The following is a 24335-nucleotide window of genomic DNA, read 5'->3' as shown; positions in this document are numbered from 1 at the left end:
AGAGCCAGTTTTCGGTGCCGTTTCCCGTACCGACTACTCCGGCGGGACGCCGCCGGTCTGCGCGGTGATACGGTCGGCGCAGTCGCGGAGCATCGTGCCGTACCGGTCGACGTTGGATTCGTTGACCTCGGACGAGAACGCCAGCGAGCACAGCACCATCGAGACGCGGCCACGGGCGTCGAAGACCGGGGCGGCCACGCCCGACTGGGAGAGGTCGTACTCCTGCACGCTCGCGCCGTAACCGCGTTCGCGGGTCAGGTCGAGCAGTCTGCGCACACCCTCGGCGTCGGTGACCGTGCGCGACGTGAACCGCTCCACGCCGTACCTGGCGATCAGCCGCGCGACCTCGTCCGGCTCGGTCCACGCGTAGAAGGCCTGCATGATCGCCGGCGCCGAGAACGGGAAGGTGTCGCCCGGGCTGACCGTGACACGGACGCCCTGCCCGCGTTCTGCCTTCGCGCCGACGGCGTACGCGCCCGCTCCGGTGCGCCGGACGACGAAGAGGACGAAGCCGAGCTCCTTGCTCAACTCGTCGAGCTCGCGCTGGACGACCGCGGTCACGGTGTCGGCCGAGGCCCCGGTCAGCGCGAGCAACCGCGGGCCGAGCGACCAGCCGGCACGCGCCCCCTGGCTCGTCGCCCAGCCGACCCGTTCGAGCGTGCCGAGGATGTTGTAGCAGGTGCTGCGGTTGAGCTCGAGCTCCCTGATCAGGGTGCCCGACGAGACGGCCTGCGGCCACGCCGCGGCGATGCGCTCCATCACCCGTACGGCGTTGGCCACCGCCGGCACCTCGCTCGTCATCGCTCACCTCGTCCGCTCGTCGCACCGGTCGCCATTGACCCCTCGGGATGCGATCGTCTAGTGTCCATTATCGAGTACAACTAGTCTCGTATGGCGGTCATTCTCGTCCTGAAGGTGTGACCCGATGGCAGTGTTCCACAGGCCCCGCACCCTCGAAGAGGCGTGTGAGCTGATGGCCACGCTCGACACGCCCGCCGTGCACGGCGGCGGCACCGCGCTGCAGCTGCGCGCCACGCAGGGAGCTCCCCAGCCCGGCCACCTGGTCGATCTCGCCGCGATCGAGGGACTCGACGCCGTCGCCGAGACCGCCGGCGGGCTCCGGCTCGGTCCCCTGGTGACGCTGCGCCGGATGGAGCGCGACCCCGTCGTCACGTCGGCCGTCCCGCTCGCGGCGCGGGCGTACGCCGCGGTGGCGCACCCGCGGATCAGGAACGTCGCGACCGTCGCGGGCAACCTCGCCTTCGCCGATCCCCGACTCGACCCGCTCGGCGCCCTCCAGGTCCTCGACGCCCACGTCGAGGCGACGTCGCGGACGGGTTCGCGTCGCCTCGCGGTCCGCGAGCTGTTCACCGGGCCGGAACGCACCGCGCTCGCCCCCGACGAGATCGTGACGGCCGTCGACGTGCCGCGCCAGCCGTCCGGCGCCCACGCGTTCGTCAAGTACACGAGCCTGTCCGAGAGCGACTGGCCGTGCGTGTCCGTCGCCGCCCTCGCCGTCCGTGCCGGCGGGTCGACCGAGCTGCGCCTCGGGCTCGGCGCGGTCGCCGACACCCCCCGCTACGTCGCGGTACAGCTGCCCACCGGCACCGGGGACGACGATGCCGTGGACGCGGCCCGCCGCCTCGCCGAGCCCGTCCTCGATCCCGTGGCCGACGTCCGCGGCGGTGTGGCGTACAAGCGGCATCTCGCCCTGCTCGCCGTCGAGGAAGCCGTCCGCGCCATCTGGAAGGAAACCCGATGACGCCTCCGCTCGCAGGCAACGGCGCCGTCGGCGCCCGCTGGCCGCGCGTCGACGGCGAGGCGAAGGTGCGCGGGCGGCTGATGTACGCCGCCGACCTGCCGGTGCCCGCATGTCTCGACGTCGCGGTACACCGCAGCACGCGCCCGCACGCCCGCCTCGTCTCGATCGACGTCTCGCGCGCCCGGGCTGTCGAGGGCGTCGTGGCCGTCGTCACCGGACAGGACCTCCTCGCCGAGTTCGGCGAGCGACTGCACACCGGACCCGCGTTCTCCGACCAGCCGCCGCTCGCCGTCGGCAAGGTCAGGTACGTCGGCGAGCCCGTCGTCGCCGTCCTCGCCCAGGACCGCCGCACGGCACGGCACGCGGCCGCGGCCGTCTCGGTCGAGTACGAGGACCTCGTCCCCGTCCACGACGTCGACGAGGCCGTCCGCGGTGGTGCGTACGTGCACGACGAGCTCCGACCGTCGAGTGTGTTCGGCGACCTGCGGCACCTCAGCGGCAGGCGCGACACCAACGTCAACTACGAGTTCGTCTTGCGCAAGGGCGACGCCGACGAGGCCGCGGCGGGCGCGACGAACGTCCACGGCGAGTTCTGGTGCCCGCCCACCCATCACGTGCCGATCGAGCTGCCCTACACCGCGGCCTGGCCGGAGGGTGACCGGCTGACGGTGCTCACCGCGACGCAGACGCCCTCGTACGTCCGCCAGGCCCTCGCCGACCTGCTCGACGTCCCGCTCAACCGGGTGCGCGTACGCACCGCACCGCTCGGCGGCGGGTTCGGCGCCAAGATGTACGACCGGCTCGAACCGCTCGCGGCCGTCCTCGCCTGGACCCAGCGGCGCGCGGTCCGCGTGACGGTGACCCGCGAGGAGGCGTTCGTCCTCACCACCAGGCACGGGGTCGCCGTCACCGCGAGCATGTCGGCCGACGAGGACGGCAACGTCACGGCGGGCACGGCCGACGTGCGCTACGACACCGGCGCCTACGCCGACATCGGACCGCGGATCGCCGCCAAGTCCGGCATGGTCGCGACCGGGCCGTACCGGATGGACCACGCGTGGATCAGGTCCCGCTGCGTCTACACGAACAAGCCGTCCGCCGGCCCGTACCGCGGCTTCGGTGTCCCGCAGGTCACCTGGGCACACGAGTCGCTCGTCGACGAGCTGGCCAGGGAGCACGGCGAGGACCCGGCCGCGTTCCGCCGGCGCAACCTGCTGCGCGAGGGCGACGAGGCCGTCGTGGGCACGCCGATGCACAGCGCCGACTTCGTCACCTGCCTCGACGAGGTCACGAACGCACTCGACTGGGACGCCCCGCTCGTCAGGGCCGACGGGCACCTGCTGCGCGGTCGCGGTGTCGCCGTCGGCGTGAAGGCCGTCCTCACCCCGACGATCTCGAACGCCGTGCTGCAGCTCAACCAGGACGGCTCGGCGAGTCTCATGATCAGCACGATCGACATGGGTCAGGGCAGCGACACGATCATGGCGCAGATCGCCGCCGAGGTGCTGTGCCTCGACGCGGGTCGGGTGCGCGTGGTCGGCGCCGACACCGACGTCACGCCGTACGACACGATCACCGCCGGCAGCCGCTCGACGTACCACACGGGCAACGCGGTCAGGAAGGTCGCCGAGTCCATGCGCGACCGGCTGGTCGAGCTCGCGGCCGAGCGGTTCGGCGTCCCGGCGACGGACGTCAAGCTGACCCAGGACGGCCTCAGCTGTGCGTCGACGCAGCAGTCCGCGAGCATCCCCGAGCTCGTCGAGGGACACTTCGGCGCGCGCGGCACCACGCTCACCAGCGAGGCGAACTTCAGCACCGAGTGGATCCCGTACGACAAGGCGACGGGTCGCTCGCCGCGGGTCACCGAGCACTGGTTCGCCGGCGCCGCCGCGGCACAACTCACCGTCGACACGCGCACCGGCCGTATCCACGTCGAGCACCTCGCGGTGGCCGGCGACGTCGGCCGCGCGATCAACCCGACGCTGGTGGAACAGCAGCTCACCGGCGCGGCGATCATGGGGCTCGGGCAGGCGCTCTTCGACCATCTCGTGATCGACGAGGGACGCGTGCGCAACGGCTCGCTGCTCGACTACCAGCTGCCCGCGCTCGCCGACGTCCCCGACCGGCTGACGCCGATCGTCGTCGAGAGCCCGCACCGGACGGGACCGTTCGGCGCGAAGGGAGTCGGCGAGACCACGCTGATCCCGCTCGCTCCGGCGATCTCCAACGCCGTCCGCGACGCGACCGGCATCCGCTTCCACCGGTTGCCGCTGACACCCGAGCGGGTCTTCACCGCACTCGGAGAGGCAGGCAGGGCATGAGGCCGATCGTCCTGACCGTCAACGGCGTCGACCTGCGGGTCCAGGCCGCCGACGACGACATGCTGCTCGACGTCCTGCGCCGCGACGCGGGGTGCACGAGCGTCCGCGAGGGCTGCGGTGTCGGGGCCTGCGGCGCGTGCACGGTGCTCGTGTCGGGCCGAAGCGTGAGCAGCTGCCTCGCCCGGGCGGTCGCGTACGACGGCGCGGACATCACGACCGCTGACGGCCTCCCGGCCGGCGACGACGTCGTCGCGGCGTTCGTCGACGGCGGCGCGATGCAGTGCGGCTACTGCATCCCCGGCATGGTCCTGATGACCCACGAGCTGCTCGCCGAGAACTCCGCGCCCGACGACGAGGCGGTCGCCTCGCACCTGGAGGGCAACAAGTGCCGGTGCGGCGCGTACCCCGAGATTCGCCGCGCCATCGACAGGGCGGCGGTTCGTCGGCGAGGCTAGTTCGTTCCGTTCTCGGCCTCTTGGCCACTGCCTCACCGAGCAGGCCCCACCCCAGCCACGATTGATCATGTTCAGTGGGTGGATACGCGCTTCCCACGGCGCATACGCCATGGGAAGTGCGGCTCCGCCGTGGGAAGTGGTCAGGGTCGGTGGCACCATCGCCGACCTTGACCGGTACTGCGTTGCGGCCGGGCGTCGGACTCCGCTTGACTCCCCCCGATGGCCTCCACCTACTCGCGCGCCGACCGGCGACACTTCGACGCGCTGGGCGACGAGGTCGGCAAGCTCTACGGGGAGGGGAGCTACGCCGACGCGCTCGCCCGCATCGACGCCGAGGCCGACGGGCTGCTCCCCTGGCGCTCCGACCTCGCGCACCTGGCGGCGTGCCTGCACGCGACATCGGGTGACCCGCGGGCGGCGCTCGCGACGTTGCGGGCGGCGCTCACCGAGGGCGCGTGGTGGGATGTACGGATCCTGACCGACGACGACGGCCTCGTCGCCGTCCGCGAGCTGCCGGGCTACGCCGAGCTCGCCGAGGAGTCGGGGCGGCGCTGCGAGGCAGCGCACCGGGAGGAGGCTCCCATCCCGCCCGTCGTCCTGCGCCCCGGTACAGCGCCGCGCGGCGTCCTGGTCGCGCTGCACGGCGCCGACCAGGAGGCAGAGGACACAGCGGAGACCTGGACGGCGGGCACGGCGGCCGGCTTCGTGGTGGTCGCGGTGACGTCGAGCAGGCGCAGCACGCCGACCTACCGCACCTGGCCCGACCAGGCGGCTGCCGCCGCGGACGTCCGCCTCGCGCTGGAGACCTTGTCCGACGGCGAGCGCGAGCTGCCGATGGTGGCCGGTGGCTTCTCGGCGGGCGGGCGCGCGGCGCTGCTCTGGGCGCTGACGGCCGACCCGCGGCCCGTCGCATCGGTCCTGCTCGTCGCCCCCGCGATCGACCCGGACCGCCTCCCCGCACAACGCGCGCTGATCAGGGGCACGGTGATCGTGGGTGCCGACGACGACCTCGCCGACGACGTCCGGGCGACGGTCGAGGCACTGTCCCCCGCCGAGCTGACGCTCGACCTGGTGGACGGCCTCGACCACGCGTACCCGCCCGACTTCGCCGACCGGCTGCTGAGGTTCTGAGCGGTCAGAGCAGGACTTCCGCCAGGGCGCGGTATGACGGCAACGGGTCGTCGTCTTCGCTCAGGGCCTGGAGGCAGACGTGGTCGGCGCCCGCGTCGAGGTGCGCGGTCAGGCCGGCAGCGACGGTCTCGGCGTCGCCGTGTACGGCGAGCGCGTCGATGAGCCGGTCGCTGCCACCGTCATCGAGGTCGGACTCGCTCCAGCCGAGTCGCAGCAGGCTGTTGCGGTAGTTGACGCGGTCGAGGTACGGGTTGCGCACAACGGGACGCCCGATCGCACGTGCCCGCTTCGGGTCGGTGTCGAGCACGACCTTCTGCTCCGGCGCGAGCAACGGGCCCTGCCCGAGCGTCTCGCGCGCCTGCCTGGTGTGCTCGGGTGTCGTGAGGTACGGATGCGCGCCCGCGCTGCGCTCGGCCGACAGCCGCAGCACCTTCGGTCCGAGCGCGGCGAGCGTACGGCCCTGCACCGGCACGCCGGCGCCGTCGAGAGCGTCCAGGTAGGACACGATCGTGTCGTACGGCTTCTCGTACTGCCGGGTCGCCTCGGGATGACCGATGCCCACCCCGAGCAGGAAGCGTCCCGGATGGTCGGCCACGATGCGGTGGTACGACTGCGCGACGGTCTCGGCGTCGTCCTTCCACATGTTCACGATCCCCGTCGCGACGGGGATCCGCTCGGTCGCGTCCAGGAGGCTCTCGGCGAGCCTGAGGTCGCCCGCAGGCGAGCCGCCGATCCAGATGGCGCCGTAGCCGAGCCGCTCGACCTCGATCGCGAGGTCCGCGTCGAGCCCGGACGCGCGCCGCCAGATGCCGATCCTGCCCAGGTCCACTGCTCCGTCGAGATGCTCAGTCATACCGGTGCCAACCTCCTCACGCCGTCCCGTCATTCCCCGCCGCGCTGCTCTCTCGCACGCCGAGCCGCGTCCTGGCTGCCCTGCCAGCGCTTGACCACGCCCGGGTCGAGCCCGAACAGGTCGAGCACCCGGCCCACGGTCTGGTCGACGATGTCGTCGACCGTCTTCGGGTGGTTGTAGAACGCGGGCACCGGCGGGACGACGATGCCGCCGGCCTCGGTGACCTGCGTCATCAGCCGCAGGTGGTTCAGGTGCAGCGGCGTCTCGCGCACTACGAGCACGAGCCGGCGACGCTCCTTCAGCACGACGTCGGCGGCACGGACGACGAGGTTGTCGTCGTAGCAGTTCGCGATGCCCGACAGCGTCTTGATGCTGCAGGGCACGACCACCATGCCGTCGGTGTGGAACGAACCGCTGGAGATCGCCGCGGCGAGGTCGTTCTCGCGGTACACGACGTCTGCCATCTCGGCCATCGCCGCCGGGTCGACCGGGGTCTCGTACGCGAGCGTCTTGCGGGCGCCCGACGTGACGATCAGGTGCGTCTCGACGCCCGGGACCTCGCGCAGCACCTCGACCGTGCGCGCGCCGTAGACGGAGCCCGACGCGCCCGTCACCGCGACGATGATCCGCTTGGGACGCGACTCACCTCCTGCGTTCACTGCGCGTCCCTGCGCAACGCCCAGAGGTGGCCGTCGTAGTGGACGAGAGCCCGCTGGTCGCCGGACGCCGTGGCCGAGACCGCCTCGCCCACGACGATGTCGTGTCCGCCGAAGGGATGGATGTCCTTCACCTCACACTCGAACGTCGCCACGCAGCCGTCGAGCAGCGGCAGTCCCAGCCGCGGCCCCGGTGCGTATGGAACCCCGTCGAACCTGTCACCCGGCCGGTGCGACTTCGCCGCGAACCGGCGTACGTACTCGTCCTGCCCCTCGTCGAGCACACTGACGCCGAACATCCCGGTGGCCTCGACGAGTCGACGGCTCGCGCCGGCGCGCCGGAGCGTCGTGAGGACGAGCGGCGGGTCGACGTGCTCGGCCCAGGCCATGCCGGTGGAGCCGTGCGGCTCGTCGCCGTCGAACGTCGAGACGATCGCGACCGCGACCGCGAGCCTGTTGAACCCCGTGCGTACCTGCTTGTCGTCCAGGGGATCGGGCACTCAGCCACCCTCCGACTCGAGGACCTCGAGCGCCGCCTCGGCCGCCCGGTCGACGTGCCAGCGCGACAGCGTCCACGCCTCGTCGGCGTCGCGCCTGACGATCGCGTCGACGACCTTGCGCACCTCGCCGGCGACCTCCTGCGTGCGCCTCGGCCTGCGCAGCGACGTCGCACGCAGGTACGCGATGCGCCCCCACAGCGACTCGAGCACCTGGCGTACGACGGGGTTGTTGGCACCCTCGAGCAGCACCGCGTAGAGCTCGTCCTTACGGGCGACGATGTCGCTGAGCTCGCCGCCGCGCACCGTCTCCTCGAACCGATCGGTGACCTCGGCGAGCCGGCGGATCTGGTCGTCGGTCGCCGTCGCCGCGAACCTGCTCGCCGCGAGCGCCTCGAGCACTCCCCTGACGTCGTAGAGGTCGCGCGCCTCCTCAAGCGACATCTTCGCCACGATCGGGCCCTGGTTGGCGACCAGGCGGACGAGCCCTTCGCTCTCCAGCTGGCGCAACGCCTCGCGTACGGTCGTGCGGCTCACGCCGGTGAGCTCGCACAGCTCGCGCTCGACCAGTCGCTGGCCGGGCTGGAAGGTGCGGTTGAGGATCGCCTCACGCAGGTTGCGGACGACCTGTGCCCGAAGTGGTGCCGCGACAGCCGCGACGCGAAGTTCTCCTGATGCCGACACGTCGTCCACTCTCCCCGTCCATCAGCTCACAACGCAGATCGTGCGCGAGTTAGGGCACAGTATGGCCCGGACGCCCGTCGGGCCGTGTGACCTCACGCGTTCGCCTTCCGCCACGCGACGAGCTCGCGCACGCCGTGGGCACCGCGGTCGGCGAGCGGCACGTCGTCGATCTCGTCCAGGAAGCTCTTCGCGCGCCGCAGCGCGCTGGCGTTCGACGCGCTCAGCCCGGCGACCACGGCGGCGCCGACCGCATCGACGTCGGAGTCCTGCACGACCCGGGTGACCAGGCCGAGCTCCTTGGCCTCGGCCGCCGGCACCCGACGCCCGGTGAACACGAGGTCGAGCGCCACCTTGCGGGACACGTAACGCGTCAGCCAGGTCTGGACGACGAGCGGCGGGAAGCCGTGCGAGATCTCGTCGAAGCCCAACTGCGCCGTCGCACCGGCGATCGTCAGGTCGCACTGGGCCGCGAGGCCGCTGCCGAACCCGACGGCCCGACCCCGGACCAGCGAGACCGACACGCCCTCGAACCCGTCGACGAGGGCGTTGACCTCGGCGATGGCACCGAGATTCTGCGCCGGAGTCACGCCCTCCGGCCGCTCGGACTGGTCGCGACCGAGGCAGAAGTCGTCACCGTTCGCCCGCACGACGAGGATGTCGGATCCCTTCGCCTGCTCCAGCGCACTCACCAGCGTACGCATCATCGCGTACGTGATCTTGTTCTGCTCGTCGGGACGGTTCAGCGTGACGTACGTCGCCGGTCCTTCGACCTCGACCTGCACCAGCTCGCTCATGTGTTCCTTCCAGCGTGGATCTGCGCCCACACGACGTCGGGCAGCAACGGCATCCGGGAGATCCTGGCGCCCAGCGGCCGCAGCGCGTCCTCGACCGCGTTGGCCAGGCAGGGCACGGGTGTGACCGTGCCGGTCTCCCCCGCGCCCTTGTACCCGCCGGGCGTGAACGGGTTGGGCGTGATGAGGTGGTCCAGCGTGAGCGGCGGCATGTCGGCCGCGGTCGGGATCAGGTACTCGCGGAAGTGCCGGTTGAGGGGCTGCCCGTCCGGCGCGTACGTGAACTGCTCGTACAGCGCGCCGCCGAAGCCGTGGACGAGAGCGCCGAGGTGCTGGCCCTCGACGATCTTCGGGTTCAGGTGGTTGCCGCAGTCGTGCACGCTGACGTAGGTGAGGATCTCGATGCGTCCCGTCTCGGGGTCGACCTCGACGACGGCGCCGTCGGCCGAGTACGGGAAGCTCGAGAACATCGCCACCCGGCCGCGCTCGTCCGCGGGGAAGTCGATGTTGGGGTCGCGGTAGTGGTACAGCAGCTCCAGCGCCGGCTCCTCCCCCTCCGGCAGGTCGTGGATGCGGTGGTACGCGACCCGCGCGACGTCGCGCACCGTCAGCGTCGCCCCGGTGCCGTCGACGGGTGCGCCCTTCACCGAGACCCTGCCGCCGCCGAGCTCCAGGTCGCCCGCGTCGGCCTCCAGCAGGTGCGCCGCGATCCGCTTGATCTTCTCCGCCAGCTGGCGGCTCGCCATCGTCACCGCGGACGTGCCGACGACGGAGAACCGGCTGGAGTACGAGCCGGAGCCGTACGGCGTGTGGTCGGTGTCGCCCTCGACGAGCCGCACCGCGCTCGGGTCGACGCCGAGCTCGTCGGCGACGAGCTGCGCGACGGTGGTCGAGTGCCCCTGACCCTCGTCGCTGCCACCGGTGGCGACGATGACCTGTCCGGCGGGGTCCATCGCGAGGCGCACGCTGTAGTAGCCGTTGTTGTACGAGCCCATGCGGGTCGACGACGACGGCTCGATCGCGAGGATCGTGCCGATGCCGAGGAGGCGTCCCTGCGCACGGGCCTCGCGCTGGCGCTCGCGCCAGCCGTCGTAGTCGAGCAGCTCCACCAGGCGGTTCATCGCGCCCGGGTAGTTGCCGCTGTCGTACCTCGACCCGGTCGCGCAGACGTAGGGGAAGTCCTCCGGCGGGATGAAGTTCTTCATCCTGACCGCGACGGGGTCGAGGTCGAGCACCCGGGCGGCCTCGTCCATCATCCGCTCGATGCAGAACGCCGCCTCGGACTTGCCGAAGCCGCGGTGGGCACCGAACGGCGTCTTGTTGGTTGCGATCCCGAACAGGTGCGCCTCGTAGTTGCGGATCTTGTACGCGCCCGGCACGAACATCGGCGTGGTCACGATCGAGGCGAGACCGCCGACGGGGAACGCGTCGCCGAGGTCGGCGTAGATGCGGTCGCGCAGCCCGAGGATCGTGCCGTCGCGCCGCATCGCCATCGCCACGTGGTGGGTCTGCTCGCGTGCGTGGTTGGTCGCCACCATGTGCTCGCGCCTGGTCTCGATCCAGCGCACCGGCCGGCCGGCGAGCATCGCGCCCACGGGCACGACGAGCTCCTCGGGGTAGAACCCCCACTTCTGCCCGAACCCGCCGCCGACGCGCGGCGTGATGACCCTGACCGACACCGGCTGCTCGGACCTGATGCTGTTCTCGAGCAGGACGCCGACGGCGTGGGCGATCTGGCTCGACGTCCAGACCGTCAGGGTATTGGCTGGGTCGTCGTACTTCGCGACGACTCCGCGCGGCTCGATCGGCGTGCCGCTGAACCGGTGGTGCCGCAGCTCGCGCTCGACGACGACGTCGGCCTCCTCGAACGCCGCGTCGACGTCGCCGGACGAGACGTGGAAGCGCAAGGTGACGTTGTCGCCCCAGTCCTCGTACAGCAGGGGTGCGTCGGGACCCGCACCGGTCTCGGCGTCGAGCACCGGAGCCAGCACCTCGTACTCCGCGTCGACGAGCTCGAGCGCGTCCTCCGCGACGTAGCGGTCGTCCGCGACGATCATCGCGACCGGCTCGCCCACGTACCGCACCTTGTCGCGCGCGAGACCCACCCGGTCGGCGAACCTGATCTCCGGGTTGCCGCCGCGGAACGGGTTGCGGCTCTGGAACGGGAACGGCTGCATGGTGTGCACGCGCGACTCGAGGTCGTCCGCGGTGAGGGCGAGCAGCACCCCGGGCAGGGCCAGCACCCGGTCGAGGCCGAGCCGGGTGATCCTGGCGTGCGCGTGGGGGCTGCGGTAGAAGACGGCGTGCGCCATGCCCGGGAGCCTGACGTCGCCGACGTACGTGCCCTCGCCGCGCAACACCTCACGGTCGCGGACCCGGGGCATGCTGGTGCCGACCGTGCCCTGCGCCGGCGCTGTCGTGGTCGCTGCCGTCGTGGTCGGTGCCGTCATCGCGCCTCCGCCTCCTGGTCGGCGGCGCCGCGCCGGGTGACTGCCAGCTCGACCGCGTCGACGATCGACTCGTAGCCGGTGCACCGGCACAGGTTGCCGACCAGGCACCGCCTGATCTCGCCGCGATCCGGCGGGTCGTCACGCTCGTACATCGCGAGTGACGACATCAGCATGCCCGCGGTGCAGTAGCCGCACTGGAAGGCGAACTCGTCCTCGAACGCCTGCTGCAGCGGGTGCAGCGTGCCGTCGTCGGAGCCAACGCTCTCGACGGTGCGCAGCCGCGACCCCTCCGCCTGCACGGCGAAGAGCGTGCACGACTTCACCGGCCGGTCGTCGAGCAGCACCGTGCACGCGCCGCAACTCGTGCTGTCGCAACCGATGTGGGTGCCGGTGAGCCCGACGTGGTCGCGGATCGCGTCGACGAGCAGGGTGCGGGGCTCGACCTGCACCACGTGCTCGCGCCCGTTCACGATGAGGGCCACCGCACGCCGCGCCGCACTTGCCTGCGCCGTTCCGTTCGACTCTTCGCTCACGTCATCCCCGCGATCGCTCACCGCTTCGCTCCCGTTCCCGCCGACGCCTGCGCACCGGCCCGCTCCAAGGCGTCTCGCACCAGGCTTCCCAGCACCGAGCGCCGGAAGTCGTCGGCACCGACCGCGGCCGCGGCCGCGGCGACGAGCTCGGACCCGAACGGCTGCCCGCGCAGGACGTCCTCGACCTCGGTGAGGCGTACCGGGTGTCCTTCGAGGCCGATGCATCCCACGCCTGCCTCGATGACGTCATCACCGTCGCCGAGACATACCGCGGCGACACAGCTCAGCACGCCGGCCGCGGTGCGGCGCTCGAACTTCGCCTGCGCGGCACCGAGCCGTCCGCCCTGGGGTAGGAGGACACGGGTCAGCAGCTCGTCGGGACGCAGGCTCGTGGTGTACGTGGCGACGAACAGGTCGTCGGCCGCGATCCGCCGCTCCCCGCCGCTCGCGACCGCCACGACCTCGCCGCGCAGGGCGAGGAGCGCCGCACCCCAGTCGCCGGTCGGTTCGACGGCCGCGAGACCACCACCGACGGTGCCCATGTTGCGCACCTGGACGTCACCGATCCGCCCGGCGAGCTCGGCGAGCATCGGGGTGACGCCTGCGCCGGACGCGAGCGCGGCGACGTCGGCGTGCCGGGTGGTCGCACCGATCTCGACCGTGTCGCCGGTCGCGTCGACGCCGGCGAGGTCGGTCAGCCGGCCGATGTCGACGAGCACGCCCGGCGCGCGCTGCCGGTATTTGAGCATCGGCACGAGGCTCATGCCGCCCGCGAGGACGTTGGCTCCGTCGCCGTGCTCGGCGAGCTGCGCGACGGCCTCCTCGGTGCTCCGCGGACGGACGTACGCGAAGGCGCGTGGGTACATGTGCTTCCGTTCCTAGTGGTGTCGCCGGTTCACTTCTTCTCCAGCGAGCGCGCCAGCTTCGCCTCGCCGCGGATGATCGAGTCGTCGACGACGTCGTGCGGGGACAGATCAGCGGCCTTCGGCTCGGTCTCCTCGACGAGCTTCAGCACGTTCGCCACGCCGTCCTTGTCGATGTCACCGGCCACGGGGAAGATCCGCTCGGGATCGGACGAGACGTAGTCCCACCACTCCTGCTGGGTCTTGGGATCGCTCTCGCCGAGGCCCTTCTCGAAGGCGTCCTTGACGGCCTTTTCCTGCTCCGGATCGTGCATGGCGGCCGCCGCCCGCATCAGCGCGCGGACGGTCTTCTTCGCGACGTCGGGGTGCTCGTCGAGGATGTCCTGGGTGACGCCGAGACCGTTGGTCTGCATCGGCACCGTGATGTCCTCGGACGCCTGCAGCAGGCGGCCGTCCGCGACCTTGATCAGGTGCTTGCTCGCGGCGCTCACCACCGTCGCGTCGGCGCTGCCCGTCTTCAGGGCGGCCGTCTGCTCGGCGTCGCCGCCGGTGCTGATCATCGTCACGTCCTTGTCAGGGTCGAGACCGTTCTGCTCCAGCAACGCCCGCGTGATGAGCTCGGTCTGACTACCCGGCTTGGTGATGGCGATCGCCTTGCCCTTGAGATCCTGCCACGACTTGATCCGCTTGCTGACGATCACGTCGTACGGCACGCCTGCCTGGAACGACATGATGAACTTGATGTCCTGGTTGACGGCGGCGTTGGCCCGGATCGCCGAGGACGCGCCGATCCCCGCCACCTCGATGTCGCCGGACGCGAAGGCCGCCTGCAGCGCCGAGCCACCCTTGAACGGACGCAGGTCGACCTCGAGCCCCTCCTTCTCGAAGAAGCCGAGCTCGTCGGCGACGTAGACCGACGCGAAGACCACGTCGTTCACCGACATGCCGATAGTGAGCTTCTGCATGCCGCCCTCACCCTCGGAGACCGACTTCCCGCCGCCCTTGCCGCAGCCGGTGAGCGCGCCGCAGAACAGGACCACGGCGGCGAGAGCGGCCCCGACCACGCGCCACGACCGCCTCCGGTGTCCGTTGTCGTCATTGACCTTCATCGGGCTCACCTTCGTCCTGAATGAGATTCCAGATCCGCGTCTCGTGGTCACGGAAGACATCGCTCCGCTTGACGGCGAGCTTGCGTGGGCGGTCGAGCCCGACCTCGATCGTGTCCTTGACCCGTCCCGGGCCCTTGGAGAACACGACCACCCGGTCGGAGAGGTAGACCGCCTCGTCGATCTGATGGGTGACGAGCACCGCGGTCTTGCCCGCGCGCGCCCAGATGGACAGCAGCTCCGCCTGCATGTACTCGCGCGTCTGCGCGTCGAGCGAGGCGAACGGCTCGTCGAGCAGCAGGATCTCCGGGTCGACGACGAGTGCGCGCGCGAGGTTCACCCGCTGCTTCATACCGCCGGACAGCTGGCGCGGATAGCGGTCCTCCGAGCCCTTGAGGCCGACCAGCTCGATGAGCTCCAGCGCCCGCTCGCGACACTCCTGCTTGGGCACACCGTGCAACTCGAGCCCGTACGACACATTGCGCAGGACCGTGCGCCACGGCAGCAGCGAGGCGTCCTGGAACACCATCGCCCGGCTACGGGTGCCGCCTTCCTCGCGGTCGCGCATCGCGACCTCGATGGACCCGCCCCGCGTGGGTACGAGCCCGTCGACCGCGTTGAGGAACGTCGTCTTGCCGCACCCGCTCGGGCCGACGATGGACACGAACTCACCGCGCCGCACCTCCAGCGAGACGCCGTCGATCGCGAGGTGCCGGCTGCCGTCGCGGAGCGGGAACTCGACCTCCACGCCGCTGGCGCGCAGGACGAGGTCACTGTCGGGGATCTCGCCGTCGCCGTGCTGCCGTGCCGTGCCGGCCGCGGTCCTAGACTCGCCAGGCATCGAAATGCCTCTCCACCCGCTTGAGCAGCAGCGTGAGTGCCACGCCGACGGCCGCGATGATGACCAGCGTCGCGTACATCTGGGTCATCTGCAGATTCGCCGCCGCCGTCGTCAGCCGGAATCCGACCCCGGCCTTGGCCGCGAAGAGCTCGCCGACCACGACGCCGACCAGACCCTTGCCGACGCCGAGACGAAGTCCTGTCGCGATGAACGGGACCGCGGACGGCAGCACGATGGTGCGGACCAGCTGTCTGTCGGTGGCACCGAAGCTCCGCGCGGCCCGCATGACGTTCTCCTCGACGGTCCGCACACCCGCGCGGGTGTTGACGAGGATCTCGAAGACCGCCATCAGGAAGACCACCGCGATCTTCGAGCCGATGCCGATCCCGAACCACAGGATCAGTACGGGCACCAGCGCGACCTGCGGCGTGGCGTACAGGCTCGTGACGAGCGGCTCGAAGAACTCGTCCGCGAGGCGGTACCAGCCGATGATCAACCCGAGCCCGATGCCGACGACCGCGGCGAGCCCCAGGCCGACGGCGAGCTCGATGCCGCTGGTGGCCAGGTCCTCGAAGATCACGCCGGAGGTGAACAGACGCACGAGCTCCTCGCCGATCGCCGTCGGCTCCGCGATGAACGAGACGTCGACGAGCTCCAGCACCACGGCGAGCTGCCAGGCCACGATCACGAGGACGACAGCGGTCGCCCCGACGATCGGCGCCCGGTAGCGCCCGAGCCGGCCGCTACCGGCAGTGCGACGCACGGTCCCCTGCGCGGGCAGCTTCTGCAGCCGCGCGGGTGACGGGAGTGTTCGCTGCCCGCTCATGACAGCTCCTCCCGTCGCTCGCTCGGGTGTATCTGAACATATGGTATTACCGTCATCTGGTCAAACAATCTGTCATTCGGAGGGTGGCGGGAGATCGTCGACGGGGGTGTTCATCGCGACGTCGCCGCGGCGGCGTGCGACCGCCGCGTCACCGGTCTCCCAGTAGCGGCCCTGCACCGCGAGCGTCGCCTCGTCCTCCAGCGCGGACGACCAGTCGCCGAGCGAGTATCCGTACCAGGGCGGCTGCGGCGTCAGCGGCGGCAGGCCGAGCCGCTCCCAGATCGCGCGTGCCCGTTCCATGAACTCCCGGCGCGGCAGCGCGATCGGCGGGTACGGCTTCTTCAGCGTCGCGTCCATCAGCAGCGCGCCGTCGCCGCCGTCGGCGGAGATCGGCGGCGGGCCGTGACCCCAGGTGCGGTGGCCCATCAGCTCGAGGTCCGACCGCGGGTCCATGCGGTACGACATCGCCCACAGCAGGCTGTCGGAGTCGGCCGGGTCGATGTCCGCGTCGACCGCGACCACGAGCTTGCCGACGGCCGACTGGAACGATGCCGCCGCGTGCAGCGCGCGCCAGACGTTCGCGTCGTCGTGCCGGTCGTCGAAGCGCAGCACCACGACCTTGCGGAGGTTGGTCAGCCGCTCGTGCAGGAAGACCGAGTCGACACCGTGGATGCCGATCCGCCGCAGGTGCGCGAGGAACGACGCCTCGTACGACACGAGTTTGATCATGCTCGACTCGCTCGGCGTCACCTGGCTGATGATCGACGGCAGGACCGCGTCGTGCCGGCGGGTGATCGCGGTGACCTCGAGGAAGCCGTTGTACTCCTGCGGGCTGACGTAGCCGTGCGACTCGCCGAACGGGCCCTCGGGCTCGAGCAGCTCCGTGTCGATCCAGCCCTCGATCACGAGCTCGGCGTCGGCGGGGACGAGGACGTCGACCGTCCGGCAGGCGACGACGGGTATCGCCTGCCCGACCAGCGCGCCGGCCACGGCCAGCTCGTCGAGGTCGGGCGGCAGCTTGTTGACGGCGGCGAGGCTCACCGCGGGCGGCGGCCCGAGCACGACGGCGCACGGGAGCCGTTCCCCCCGTGCCTTCGCCTTGCGCCAGTGCGGCGTGATCCCCTGGTCGAACGTCTGCAGCACCATCACGCCGAGCCGGTCGCGCGCCTTGAGCTGGCCGCGGTAGTTGCCGATGTTCTGGATCCCCGTGTCGGGGTCGCGGGTGACGAAGTGCCCGGCGCTGAGGTAGGGCGCGTTGTCCCAGCCGGGCGTGGAGATCGGCACCGGCAGCCCGTCGAGGCCGCCGAACGGCTCACGGAGCGCCGCACCCTCCCTGACGATCTCCTGGCAGGGGGCCGACGACACCTCGACGGGCGCACGCGGGACGTCGATCGCGCGCCGCCACACCTCGCCGACCCTCGCCAGGTCGCAGCCGAGCGCCGTCGCGTAGATCGCGCGGCTGGCGGCGAGCGCTCCGACCGCCACCCGCACGTCGAACCCGTGCCCGGCACCGTCCCGGACGTCGGTGAACAGGAATGCGCGCCGGTCCGGCTCGGCGATGCCCCCGCAGAACTGCCAGCGCACCAGCGGGTGCAGCTCGGTGTCCTTGTCGATGGGCTCGTCGACGGTGACCAGCAGCCCGGCGTCGTCGAGGTCCCGTAGGTGCCGGCGGAAGTCGCGATAGCCGGTGGCCACCGCCGGCTCGGCAGTCACGGCATCGATGTCCACTTGCGACTCATGAGGCACTGTATGACGATACTACCGTCAGGCAATATCGACCAGACGTCGTGCTCAGCGACCGAGATAGAACGCGAAGATGCGCAGCGCTCCGTCGCGCTCGGCGTCGGTGAGCCCGGACTGGAACAGGCCCACGTGGTGCCGCACGTCCCTGTCGACCGCGGCCAGCAGGTCACGGCCCGCCACCGTGATCTCCACCCTCGTCACCCGCCGGTCGGTCTGCCCGGGCACCCGGGTCACCAGACCCCGGTCGACGAGCCCCTTGAGCAGTCGCGACGCGAGCGCGGACGAGACGTCGAGGCGCGTGGCGGCCGCCTGGACGGACAGCGGCGCCGACGGCGCGCCGAAGACCTGGATCAGCAGCTTGTGCTCGAGCGGCTCGAGACCCGCCTTCTTTGCCTGCTCGTCGACGAGCCGGAACACCTTGCGGATGACGTGGTGTGCCTCGGCGATGCCGGAGAAGTACGCATGGAACTCCGGGCCCTCGACGTCGCGCCCCTGCGCATCCTTGGTAGCGGGTGCATCGGTGCTGACAGCCTGGCGGCGGCCCTTCCTGTTGTCGCTCACGAGTATCGATTCAACACCCGGTAGAGCCACCGACCCGACATTTCGAACCACTTCCTGCCGGCGAGGGCGTCGCGCTTCGGCCCGACCCGAGCCGCGGCCCGCTCCGGTGAATCCATGACGTCGAGGTCGGCGAGCTCGTGCAGCGCGAGGTGTGTCCACGGTCCGCCGTCGCCGGACCGTACGCGCCAGCGCCGCACCCGCAGCCAGCCGTCGGCCTGCAACAGGGCGGCGACGTGCTCGTTCTCGTACCAGTCGTCGAACGCGTCGACGTCCTCCTCCGGCACCTCGAACGCCACCGCGGACAGATAGTCGCCACGCGCGCCCTCTGGCCCGGTGTCCGACGTCAGCTCGCAGGTGAACCTGGTGAAGCCGTGGACGTTGGCCAGCATCCGCCCGGTGCGCTCCGACGGCTGCTCCTTGAGCCTGCGATAGGCGGGGGTGTCGAGCACGCCCATGTCGCCGATCTCGTACACGGCGAGGTGGGCGGGACCACCCTCGACGGCCGCGTAGCGCGTCGCGACGTCGAACCCGTCGAGCGCGAGGCGGTCCGGGATGTGCTCGTTCTCGTACCAGTCGTGGAAGTCGTCCTCCCAGCCCGGCGGCGGCTCCATCTGGGAGAAGAGCATGCCCTTCACTTGCCACTCCTGACTGTCACGGGACGCGTGGGGGGCGGGGTGTTGCGGCTCTTGGTGAAGCGCACCTCGCCTGCGGTGATCGCGACCGCGACGGCCGGCAGGTCGCCGATCGCGAGAGCGGCGAAGGCGTCGTCGCCGCGGCCGCCGACGGGGGCGTCGACCACGAGGACGTCGGCCGGGCGACCCACCTCGAGCAGGCCCGCCGACAGGCCGTAGACGCCCGCGACGTTGCCGGTACAGGCGGTCACCACCTGACGGGGCGTGAGCTCCGAGAGCGAGGCGAGCTCGGCCATCTGCCGCAGCATGCCGAGCGAGATGACCCCGGTGCCGGTCGGGGTGTCGGTGGCGATGAGCACGCGTTCGAACGCGTCCGCCGCGAGCGCCCGGTCGGCGATGTCGATCGCCGACCGCAGGTTGCCCGCCTGGACGAGTTGGAGCGCGATCCCGTCGCCCTCCTCGACGATCCTGGCGTTCTCCTCCGGGTCGAGCGCCGTGGGCCCGCCGTTGACGTGGCCCGCGATGTTCGGCCGCATCGCGAGGATCACGTCGACCGAGATCTTGGACAGGCTGCCGGGGATCGACCCGCCTCCGGAGTGGGTCATGACCACGATGCCGGCCTCCCGCGCGGCGTGCACGATGGGCACGTACTCCATCGGCCCGCCGAACGCGCCGAAGCCCGCCTTGGCCAGCCAGACGCCCGCCGCGCGCAGCTCCGCGAAGTCGGCCTTGGTGAGGCCGGGCTCGAGGATGACCGACCCGGCGTGGACGGTGACGCCCGACGGCCGGTAGTCGGCGAAGCAGCGCTGGGCCGCGACGGCCAGCGCCTTGACGCCGACGACGTCCGTCGGCCGGCCGGGCACATGCACCTCGCTCGCGGAGATCACCCGCGTGGTGCCACCGTGCAGGTAGCTGTCGAGGAAGCCGAGCATCCCCTGCCGCGGCGTGAAGTCGCCGAACGTCGTGTGGACGTGCGAGTCGATCAGGCCGGGGATGACGGTCGCGCCTGCGACGTCGACGACGGTCTCGTGCGCGCCCGCCGTCACCTCCGAGGTGTCGCCCACCCACACGATGTCGCCGCGGTCGAGGACCATGGCGTCGCCGTCCAGCGGGCTGCCGGCGGCGTCACCGGCGTGCGACTCACCAATGTTGACGAGCGCCGTACTCATACACCCCACCCTTCCGACCGAACGCGCCCAGACTGAGCAGCCGCCCCGCCCGCACCTGCCGGCCGAGCTCGCGCACCGCGAGCCACAGGCGGTCGGTCAGCGTCATCTGCCTCCGGCGGTCTTGCGACAGCGAAGGCGACCGGAGCAGCTCCTGCGCTCTCATCGGACACCATCTCCCTTCGCGTCGGCCAGGGCGAGCCCGCCCACCCGGGCGTGCACGCGGCCACCGGTCGACAGCGCGACCGCCACGACGATCTCGCCCGGCCGCGGGGCGTCCGGGATCGCCAGCGTCATCGCGTCGTAGTGCGAGCGGACGTACAGCGCGTCCTTGTACGCGAGCGGGATGTCGAGGGTGGTACCGGGGCCGCCGACCTTGGTGGCCGAGCTGACCCACGCCTCACCGCCGCCGACGCCGGCGCGCAGTGCGTCGCCGAACGGCGTCGTCAGGCACGCGACGCCGTGCTCCTGCTCACCGGAGGCCCCGACGATCGCACCCTTGCCGCACCCCTGCGCCTTGCCGTCGAGCAGCTCGAGCCCGCGGCGGGTCAGCTCCGTGCCGAGCTCGGCGCTCGGCCCGATCAGCTTCGCGAGGTCGTCGGCGTACTCCCCCGCGTACGGGTTCGCGATCACCACGGCCACGACCGCCTTGCCCAACGGCTCGTCCGCCACCGGCCCACCCTCGTGCCTGGTGTGCTCGACGGCACCGAACCACTTCCGAATGTCGTACCCCACGGTCGCGCCTCCCGATCGCATCTTGACTGGAGTAGATGACAAAAGTAATTTACAAAAGTCATCTAATCAACCCGGGCAGGCAGGTATCCATGCGCAGCGGCCAGGACTACGTCGCGGGACTCCGTGACGGGCGGCACGTCTCCATCGACGGCGAACGCGTCGCCGACGTCACCACTCACCCCGCCTTCCGCGGCGCCGTCCGCTCCGTCGCAGGCCTCTACGACGCGGCCATCGACCCGGCGAACCGCGAGACCATGACGTACCCGTCCCCCGAGACGGGGGAGCCGCTCAATGTGGCATATCTCATCCCCCGGTCGACCGAGGACCTCGCGCGCCGCCGCAAGGGCCTGCGCCTGTGGGCCGAGCGGACGTACGGCCTGATGGGCCGCACGCCCGACCACGTCGCCGGCTTCCTGGCCGGGTTCGCCGCCTCCCCGCACGTCTTCGCGCGCGGCGGTCAGCAGTTCGCGGACAACGTCGTGCGCTTCCACCGGTACGCCGCGGAGAACGACGTCTACGCCGCGTACACGATCGTGCCGCCGCAGATCGACAGGTCCAAGCCCGCGCACCAGCAGAGCGATCCGCACCTGTACGCCGGCGTCAAGGAGGAGCGCGACGGCGGCATCGTGATCAAGGGCGCACAGATGCTCGGCACCGGAGCCGTGCTCGCCGACTGGATCCAGCTGAGCAGCATCGTCCCGCTGCGCCCCGGCGACGAGGACCAGGCCATCTCGGTCATGGTGCCCGTGTCCGCGCCCGGCGTGAAGATCTTCCCCCGCCGCTCGTACGCCCAAGCGGCGACGAGCACGTTCGACTACCCGCTGGCAAGCCGGTTCGACGAGACCGACTCCCTCGTCGTGTACGACGACGTGTTCGTGCCCTGGGAGAACGTCTTCGTGTACCGCGACCTCGACCTCGTCAAGGCGCAGTGGTGGGAGACCCCTGCCTGGCTGCTCGGCAACGTCCAGGCGCAGATCCGGCTGTCGGCGAAGCTCGACTTCCTGGCGGGCGTCGCGGCGAAGGTCGCGGCGATGAACGGCGTCGACAAGTTGCCGCCGGTGCAGGGCACGCTCGGCGAGCTCGCCGCCCACGCCACGACCGTGAGCGGGCTCGTGCTCGCCGCCGAGTACAACTGCGACATCGACGAGCACGGCATCGCCTGGCCGGGCAGCGCGGAGACGTTCGCGAACACCACGCTTCAGCCGGAGACCTACGGCAAGCTGCTCCACCTCGTCCGCGACCTGTGCGGCGGCGGGCTCATCCAGCTGCCTTCGTCGGTGGAGGACTTCCACTCCCCCGAGATCAGCGAGCAGATCAACCGGTACATCCAGTCGCCGGGGGTGCCCGCGGCCGACCGCGTCAAGCTGCTCAAGCTGGCCTGGGACCTCGTGGGATCGGAGTTCGCCAGCCGGCACCACCAATACGAGATGTTCTACGCGGGTGCGCCGTTCGTCGTGAAGATGCGGATGTTCGGCAACTACGACTTCGCCGCCGCGAAGGCACTCGTCGACACCGCGCTCGACGGCTACGGCCTCGACGACCGGGCCGGCGACGGCGCAGCGGGCAAGACACCGGCGCTGTCGTGACTGTGTTGCCCGCCGTCCTCCTCCGCTCCGCTCCTCGCTCACGTGCGCGCGGCGCGAACGTTGCGGTGTCCATACTCGCTGCGATGCTCACTCCGGAGGACGGCTCGTGACCAACCGTCCAGCGCCCGAGCCCGAGCAGGCCCACTTCAGGGACTCGATGTCCCTGCTCGCGACCGGCGTCACCGTGATCACCACGATGACGCCTGAGGGACCGGCCGGCATGACCGCATCGGCGGTCTGCTCGCTCTCGCTGGACCCGCCGCAGCTGCTGGCCTGCATCCAGCAGACGCTGCCCACGCACAAGGCGCTCGAGACGAGCAGCACGTTCGCCGTCAACGTACTCGGCGAGGACCACATCGAGATCGCACGGCGCTTCGCGACGCGCGGCACCGACCGGTTCGCCGGACTCACGCTCCTCCCCGACTACCCCGCGCCGGTCCTCGGCGACGCCATCGCCCACTTCGTCTGTGCCGTCGAGGAGAGCCACCCGGGCGGCGACCATTCGATCTTCGTCGGCCGCGTCCTCGCCTGCGGGTACACCCAGGGCGAACGCCCGCTGCTCTACTTCGACCGCCGGTTCGGCTCGCTGGAGACGCCTGACGCCGGCCTGTTCCGGTCGTGGTCCGAGAGCGGAACGTTGGTGTAGCCAGGTGGTCACCCAGTCAGACGCGGCTCGGCAGCCCCGCGTCGGCCACGAACTCCCCGATCTCTGCGGCGTGCGCCTCGGCCACGCCGGCGTACGGCGACACGCTCACGCCGAGGTCGATGCCGAGATGACCCATCGCGCACTTCATGACCGGGGTGAGGCCGTACGACTTCCAGCGCCCGGGGAACCCGGCGAACAGCGCCTGGGACCGCCTGGCCGCGTCGAGGTCGCCCAATCGCACCGCGCGCACGATCTCGGCACCGATGAGGGTCGCGGGGACGGGCATCATCGCGCCGGAGCCGCCCTGCAGGAGGGTGGCGAGCAGTGGCTGCATGGTGGTGAAGTAACCGGCGTGACCCGCGACGTCGATATCCGCGATGAGTCGGCCGATGCGCGCCATGTCGCGCGAGCTCTCCTTGAAGGCCACCACGCCGTCGAGCCGGCTCAGTTCGACGAGCAGGTCGGGCGAGGGATCCGACCCGTACCCCGGGTTGTGGTACACGACCACGGGCAGCGGGCTCACCTCGACCACCGCGGTGAAGTAGCCGAGCACCTCGTCGGCACCGAGGTCGGGACCCCACGGCCGACGGGGGATCAACACCTGCACGTAGTCGGCCCCGGCCGCGGCGGCGAGTGCTGCGAGCTCCGCCACCTCGGGCAGCCGCGGGCTCGACGCGCCGGACAGCACCGGCACCCGCCCGTTCACCTGGCCGATCCCGCGGCGCAGCACCCTGCGCCGGTCCTCGGCGGTGAGCATGCGGTACTCCGAGACCTCTGCACCGAGCATCGAGACCGCGTCGCAGTGCCCGACCATGAATTCGAGCTCGCGCTCCAGTGCGCCCTCGTCGACGCCGCCGTCGGCGCGGAACGGGGTGAGACACGCACCGATCACGCCACGCGGAAGGCCGTCCACCATGCGCGCCTACCTCCACCATGACAAACAGTCTGTATGACCGTATTATAGCCCGCACCTTACAGCGAGGAGGCTGCCCGTGCTGACCAGTCGACGGCTCGACATCGCGGACGCGCGCTGCATCCTGCAGGGCGCGGCCAACCACTGCGACGTCATCGGTGTGCCCCAGTGCACCGCCGTGGTCGACGATGCGGGCGTGCTCATCGCGTTCGAACGCCTCGACGGAGGCAAGGTCTCCAGCGTGTCCATCGCCCTCGACAAGGCGTTCACCGCCGCGGCGGCACGCAACACCACCGCTTTCTACGGCGACGACGGTAACCCCGGCAGTCCGACCTGGCGGATCAACGGCACCAACGGCGGGCGGTTCTCGACCATCGGCGGCGGCATCCCCGTCATCGTCGACGGTGCCGTCGTGGGTGGCATCGGCGTGAGCAGCGGTACGGCGGCGCAGGACATCGAGGTCGCCGAGGCCGCTCTCGCCCATTTCTTGGTAACGACCGGGCACGCTGCAGCTGCCGAGTAGCGGCGGTGCGGTGAGCCAGGACCGATCCATCCGACGGGGTTCAGACCACGCAAGGCAGGTG

24 protein-coding genes are annotated in these 24335 nt (G+C 71.1%); 7 read left to right on the top strand and 17 right to left on the bottom strand.

Annotated features, from left to right (window positions below):
• Nucleotides 1-33 precede the first annotated feature (33 nt).
• Entirely contained in the window at nucleotides 34-801 is a 768-nt protein-coding gene (locus GEV10_03985; protein MQA77636.1) for a helix-turn-helix domain-containing protein, read from the bottom strand.
• Nucleotides 802-925: 124 nt separating this feature from the next.
• Between GEV10_03985 and GEV10_03980 the strand changes: the two genes are divergently transcribed.
• The 4 genes from GEV10_03980 to GEV10_03965 all read left to right on the top strand — a co-directional run bounded on the left by GEV10_03980 (nucleotide 926) and on the right by GEV10_03965 (nucleotide 5669).
• Complete coding sequence (locus tag GEV10_03980) at nucleotides 926-1762, top strand: molybdopterin dehydrogenase (GenBank protein ID MQA77635.1); 837 nt, start codon at nucleotides 926-928, stop codon at nucleotides 1760-1762.
• A complete protein-coding gene (locus GEV10_03975; GenBank protein ID MQA77634.1) occupies nucleotides 1759-4083 on the top strand; it encodes a molybdopterin-dependent oxidoreductase in 2325 nt (774 codons plus the stop codon). The genes GEV10_03980 and GEV10_03975 overlap by 4 nt, the downstream gene beginning before the upstream one ends.
• Nucleotides 4080-4538, top strand: coding sequence for a 2Fe-2S iron-sulfur cluster binding domain-containing protein (locus GEV10_03970; GenBank protein ID MQA77633.1), 459 nt, complete (start codon nucleotides 4080-4082; stop codon nucleotides 4536-4538). Before GEV10_03975 ends, GEV10_03970 begins: the two co-directional genes overlap by 4 nt.
• Before the next feature lie 219 nt (nucleotides 4539-4757).
• Complete coding sequence (locus GEV10_03965) at nucleotides 4758-5669, top strand: phospholipase (GenBank protein MQA77632.1); 912 nt, start codon at nucleotides 4758-4760, stop codon at nucleotides 5667-5669.
• Nucleotides 5670-5673: 4 nt separating this feature from the next.
• Here the strand turns inward: GEV10_03965 and GEV10_03960 are convergent, their stop codons facing one another.
• From GEV10_03960 to GEV10_03890, 15 genes are all read right to left on the bottom strand, one after another.
• On the bottom strand, nucleotides 5674-6522 hold the full coding sequence (locus GEV10_03960; protein MQA77631.1) for a TIGR03620 family F420-dependent LLM class oxidoreductase: 849 nt from the start codon (nucleotides 6520-6522) through the stop codon (nucleotides 5674-5676).
• A 29-nt stretch (nucleotides 6523-6551) separates the two neighbouring features.
• Nucleotides 6552-7145, bottom strand: a complete 594-nt coding sequence (locus GEV10_03955) for a UbiX family flavin prenyltransferase (protein MQA77630.1) — start codon at nucleotides 7143-7145, stop codon at nucleotides 6552-6554.
• Nucleotides 7146-7177: 32 nt separating this feature from the next.
• Nucleotides 7178-7678, bottom strand: a complete 501-nt coding sequence (locus tag GEV10_03950; protein ID MQA77629.1) for a hypothetical protein — start codon at nucleotides 7676-7678, stop codon at nucleotides 7178-7180.
• A complete protein-coding gene (locus GEV10_03945; protein MQA77628.1) occupies nucleotides 7679-8368 on the bottom strand; it encodes an FCD domain-containing protein in 690 nt (229 codons plus the stop codon).
• 83 nt (nucleotides 8369-8451) lie between these two features.
• Complete coding sequence (locus tag GEV10_03940) at nucleotides 8452-9153, bottom strand: enoyl-CoA hydratase/isomerase family protein (protein ID MQA77627.1); 702 nt, start codon at nucleotides 9151-9153, stop codon at nucleotides 8452-8454.
• The gene (locus tag GEV10_03935) at nucleotides 9150-11600 is read right to left on the bottom strand and encodes a molybdopterin-dependent oxidoreductase (protein MQA77626.1); all 2451 of its coding nucleotides are present in this window, start codon (nucleotides 11598-11600) and stop codon (nucleotides 9150-9152) included. Before GEV10_03935 ends, GEV10_03940 begins: the two co-directional genes overlap by 4 nt.
• Nucleotides 11597-12358 carry a 2Fe-2S iron-sulfur cluster binding domain-containing protein gene (locus tag GEV10_03930; protein MQA77625.1) on the bottom strand — a complete coding sequence of 254 codons (762 nt, stop codon included), beginning with the start codon at nucleotides 12356-12358 and terminating at the stop codon, nucleotides 11597-11599. Before GEV10_03930 ends, GEV10_03935 begins: the two co-directional genes overlap by 4 nt.
• Nucleotides 12151-12999, bottom strand: coding sequence for a xanthine dehydrogenase family protein subunit M (locus tag GEV10_03925; GenBank protein ID MQA77624.1), 849 nt, complete (start codon nucleotides 12997-12999; stop codon nucleotides 12151-12153). Before GEV10_03925 ends, GEV10_03930 begins: the two co-directional genes overlap by 208 nt.
• A gap of 29 nt (nucleotides 13000-13028) precedes the next feature.
• The gene (locus GEV10_03920) at nucleotides 13029-14165 is read right to left on the bottom strand and encodes a PhnD/SsuA/transferrin family substrate-binding protein (protein ID MQA77623.1); all 1137 of its coding nucleotides are present in this window, start codon (nucleotides 14163-14165) and stop codon (nucleotides 13029-13031) included.
• On the bottom strand, nucleotides 14092-14943 hold the full coding sequence (locus GEV10_03915) for an ATP-binding cassette domain-containing protein (GenBank protein ID MQA77622.1): 852 nt from the start codon (nucleotides 14941-14943) through the stop codon (nucleotides 14092-14094). The genes GEV10_03920 and GEV10_03915 overlap by 74 nt, the downstream gene beginning before the upstream one ends.
• Nucleotides 14927-15769 carry an ABC transporter permease subunit gene (locus GEV10_03910; protein MQA77621.1) on the bottom strand — a complete coding sequence of 281 codons (843 nt, stop codon included), beginning with the start codon at nucleotides 15767-15769 and terminating at the stop codon, nucleotides 14927-14929. The genes GEV10_03915 and GEV10_03910 overlap by 17 nt, the downstream gene beginning before the upstream one ends.
• A 72-nt stretch (nucleotides 15770-15841) precedes the next feature.
• Nucleotides 15842-17482: a UbiD family decarboxylase gene (locus GEV10_03905; protein ID MQA77620.1), complete on the bottom strand. Its 1641-nt coding sequence runs from the start codon at nucleotides 17480-17482 to the stop codon at nucleotides 15842-15844.
• Nucleotides 17483-17560: 78 nt separating this feature from the next.
• Complete coding sequence (locus GEV10_03900) at nucleotides 17561-18325, bottom strand: MarR family transcriptional regulator (protein MQA77619.1); 765 nt, start codon at nucleotides 18323-18325, stop codon at nucleotides 17561-17563.
• Nucleotides 18326-18704: 379 nt separating this feature from the next.
• Nucleotides 18705-19874, bottom strand: a complete 1170-nt coding sequence (locus GEV10_03895) for an amidohydrolase family protein (GenBank protein MQA77618.1) — start codon at nucleotides 19872-19874, stop codon at nucleotides 18705-18707.
• 159 nt (nucleotides 19875-20033) lie between these two features.
• Nucleotides 20034-20627, bottom strand: a complete 594-nt coding sequence (locus tag GEV10_03890; protein MQA77617.1) for an amino acid synthesis family protein — start codon at nucleotides 20625-20627, stop codon at nucleotides 20034-20036.
• Between the two features lie 68 nt (nucleotides 20628-20695).
• On the opposite strand from GEV10_03890, the gene GEV10_03885 reads away from it, so the two are divergent.
• Nucleotides 20696-22192 carry a 4-hydroxyphenylacetate 3-hydroxylase gene (locus GEV10_03885; protein MQA77616.1) on the top strand — a complete coding sequence of 499 codons (1497 nt, stop codon included), beginning with the start codon at nucleotides 20696-20698 and terminating at the stop codon, nucleotides 22190-22192.
• 157 nt (nucleotides 22193-22349) lie between these two features.
• A complete protein-coding gene (locus GEV10_03880; protein ID MQA77615.1) occupies nucleotides 22350-22838 on the top strand; it encodes a flavin reductase in 489 nt (162 codons plus the stop codon).
• Nucleotides 22839-22854: 16 nt separating this feature from the next.
• On the opposite strand, the gene GEV10_03875 is transcribed toward GEV10_03880, so the two are convergent.
• Nucleotides 22855-23754 carry a dihydrodipicolinate synthase family protein gene (locus tag GEV10_03875; GenBank protein MQA77614.1) on the bottom strand — a complete coding sequence of 300 codons (900 nt, stop codon included), beginning with the start codon at nucleotides 23752-23754 and terminating at the stop codon, nucleotides 22855-22857.
• A gap of 76 nt (nucleotides 23755-23830) precedes the next feature.
• Between GEV10_03875 and GEV10_03870 the strand changes: the two genes are divergently transcribed.
• On the top strand, nucleotides 23831-24274 hold the full coding sequence (locus tag GEV10_03870) for a heme-binding protein (protein MQA77613.1): 444 nt from the start codon (nucleotides 23831-23833) through the stop codon (nucleotides 24272-24274).
• The last annotated feature ends 61 nt before the right edge of the window (nucleotides 24275-24335 follow it).

It is taken from the genome of Streptosporangiales bacterium (assembly GCA_009379955.1).
Classification (GTDB): domain Bacteria; phylum Actinomycetota; class Actinomycetes; order Streptosporangiales; family WHST01; genus WHST01.
The sequence above is the reverse complement of the archived record's forward strand: the minus strand, read 5'-3'. Positions and strand labels throughout refer to the sequence as shown.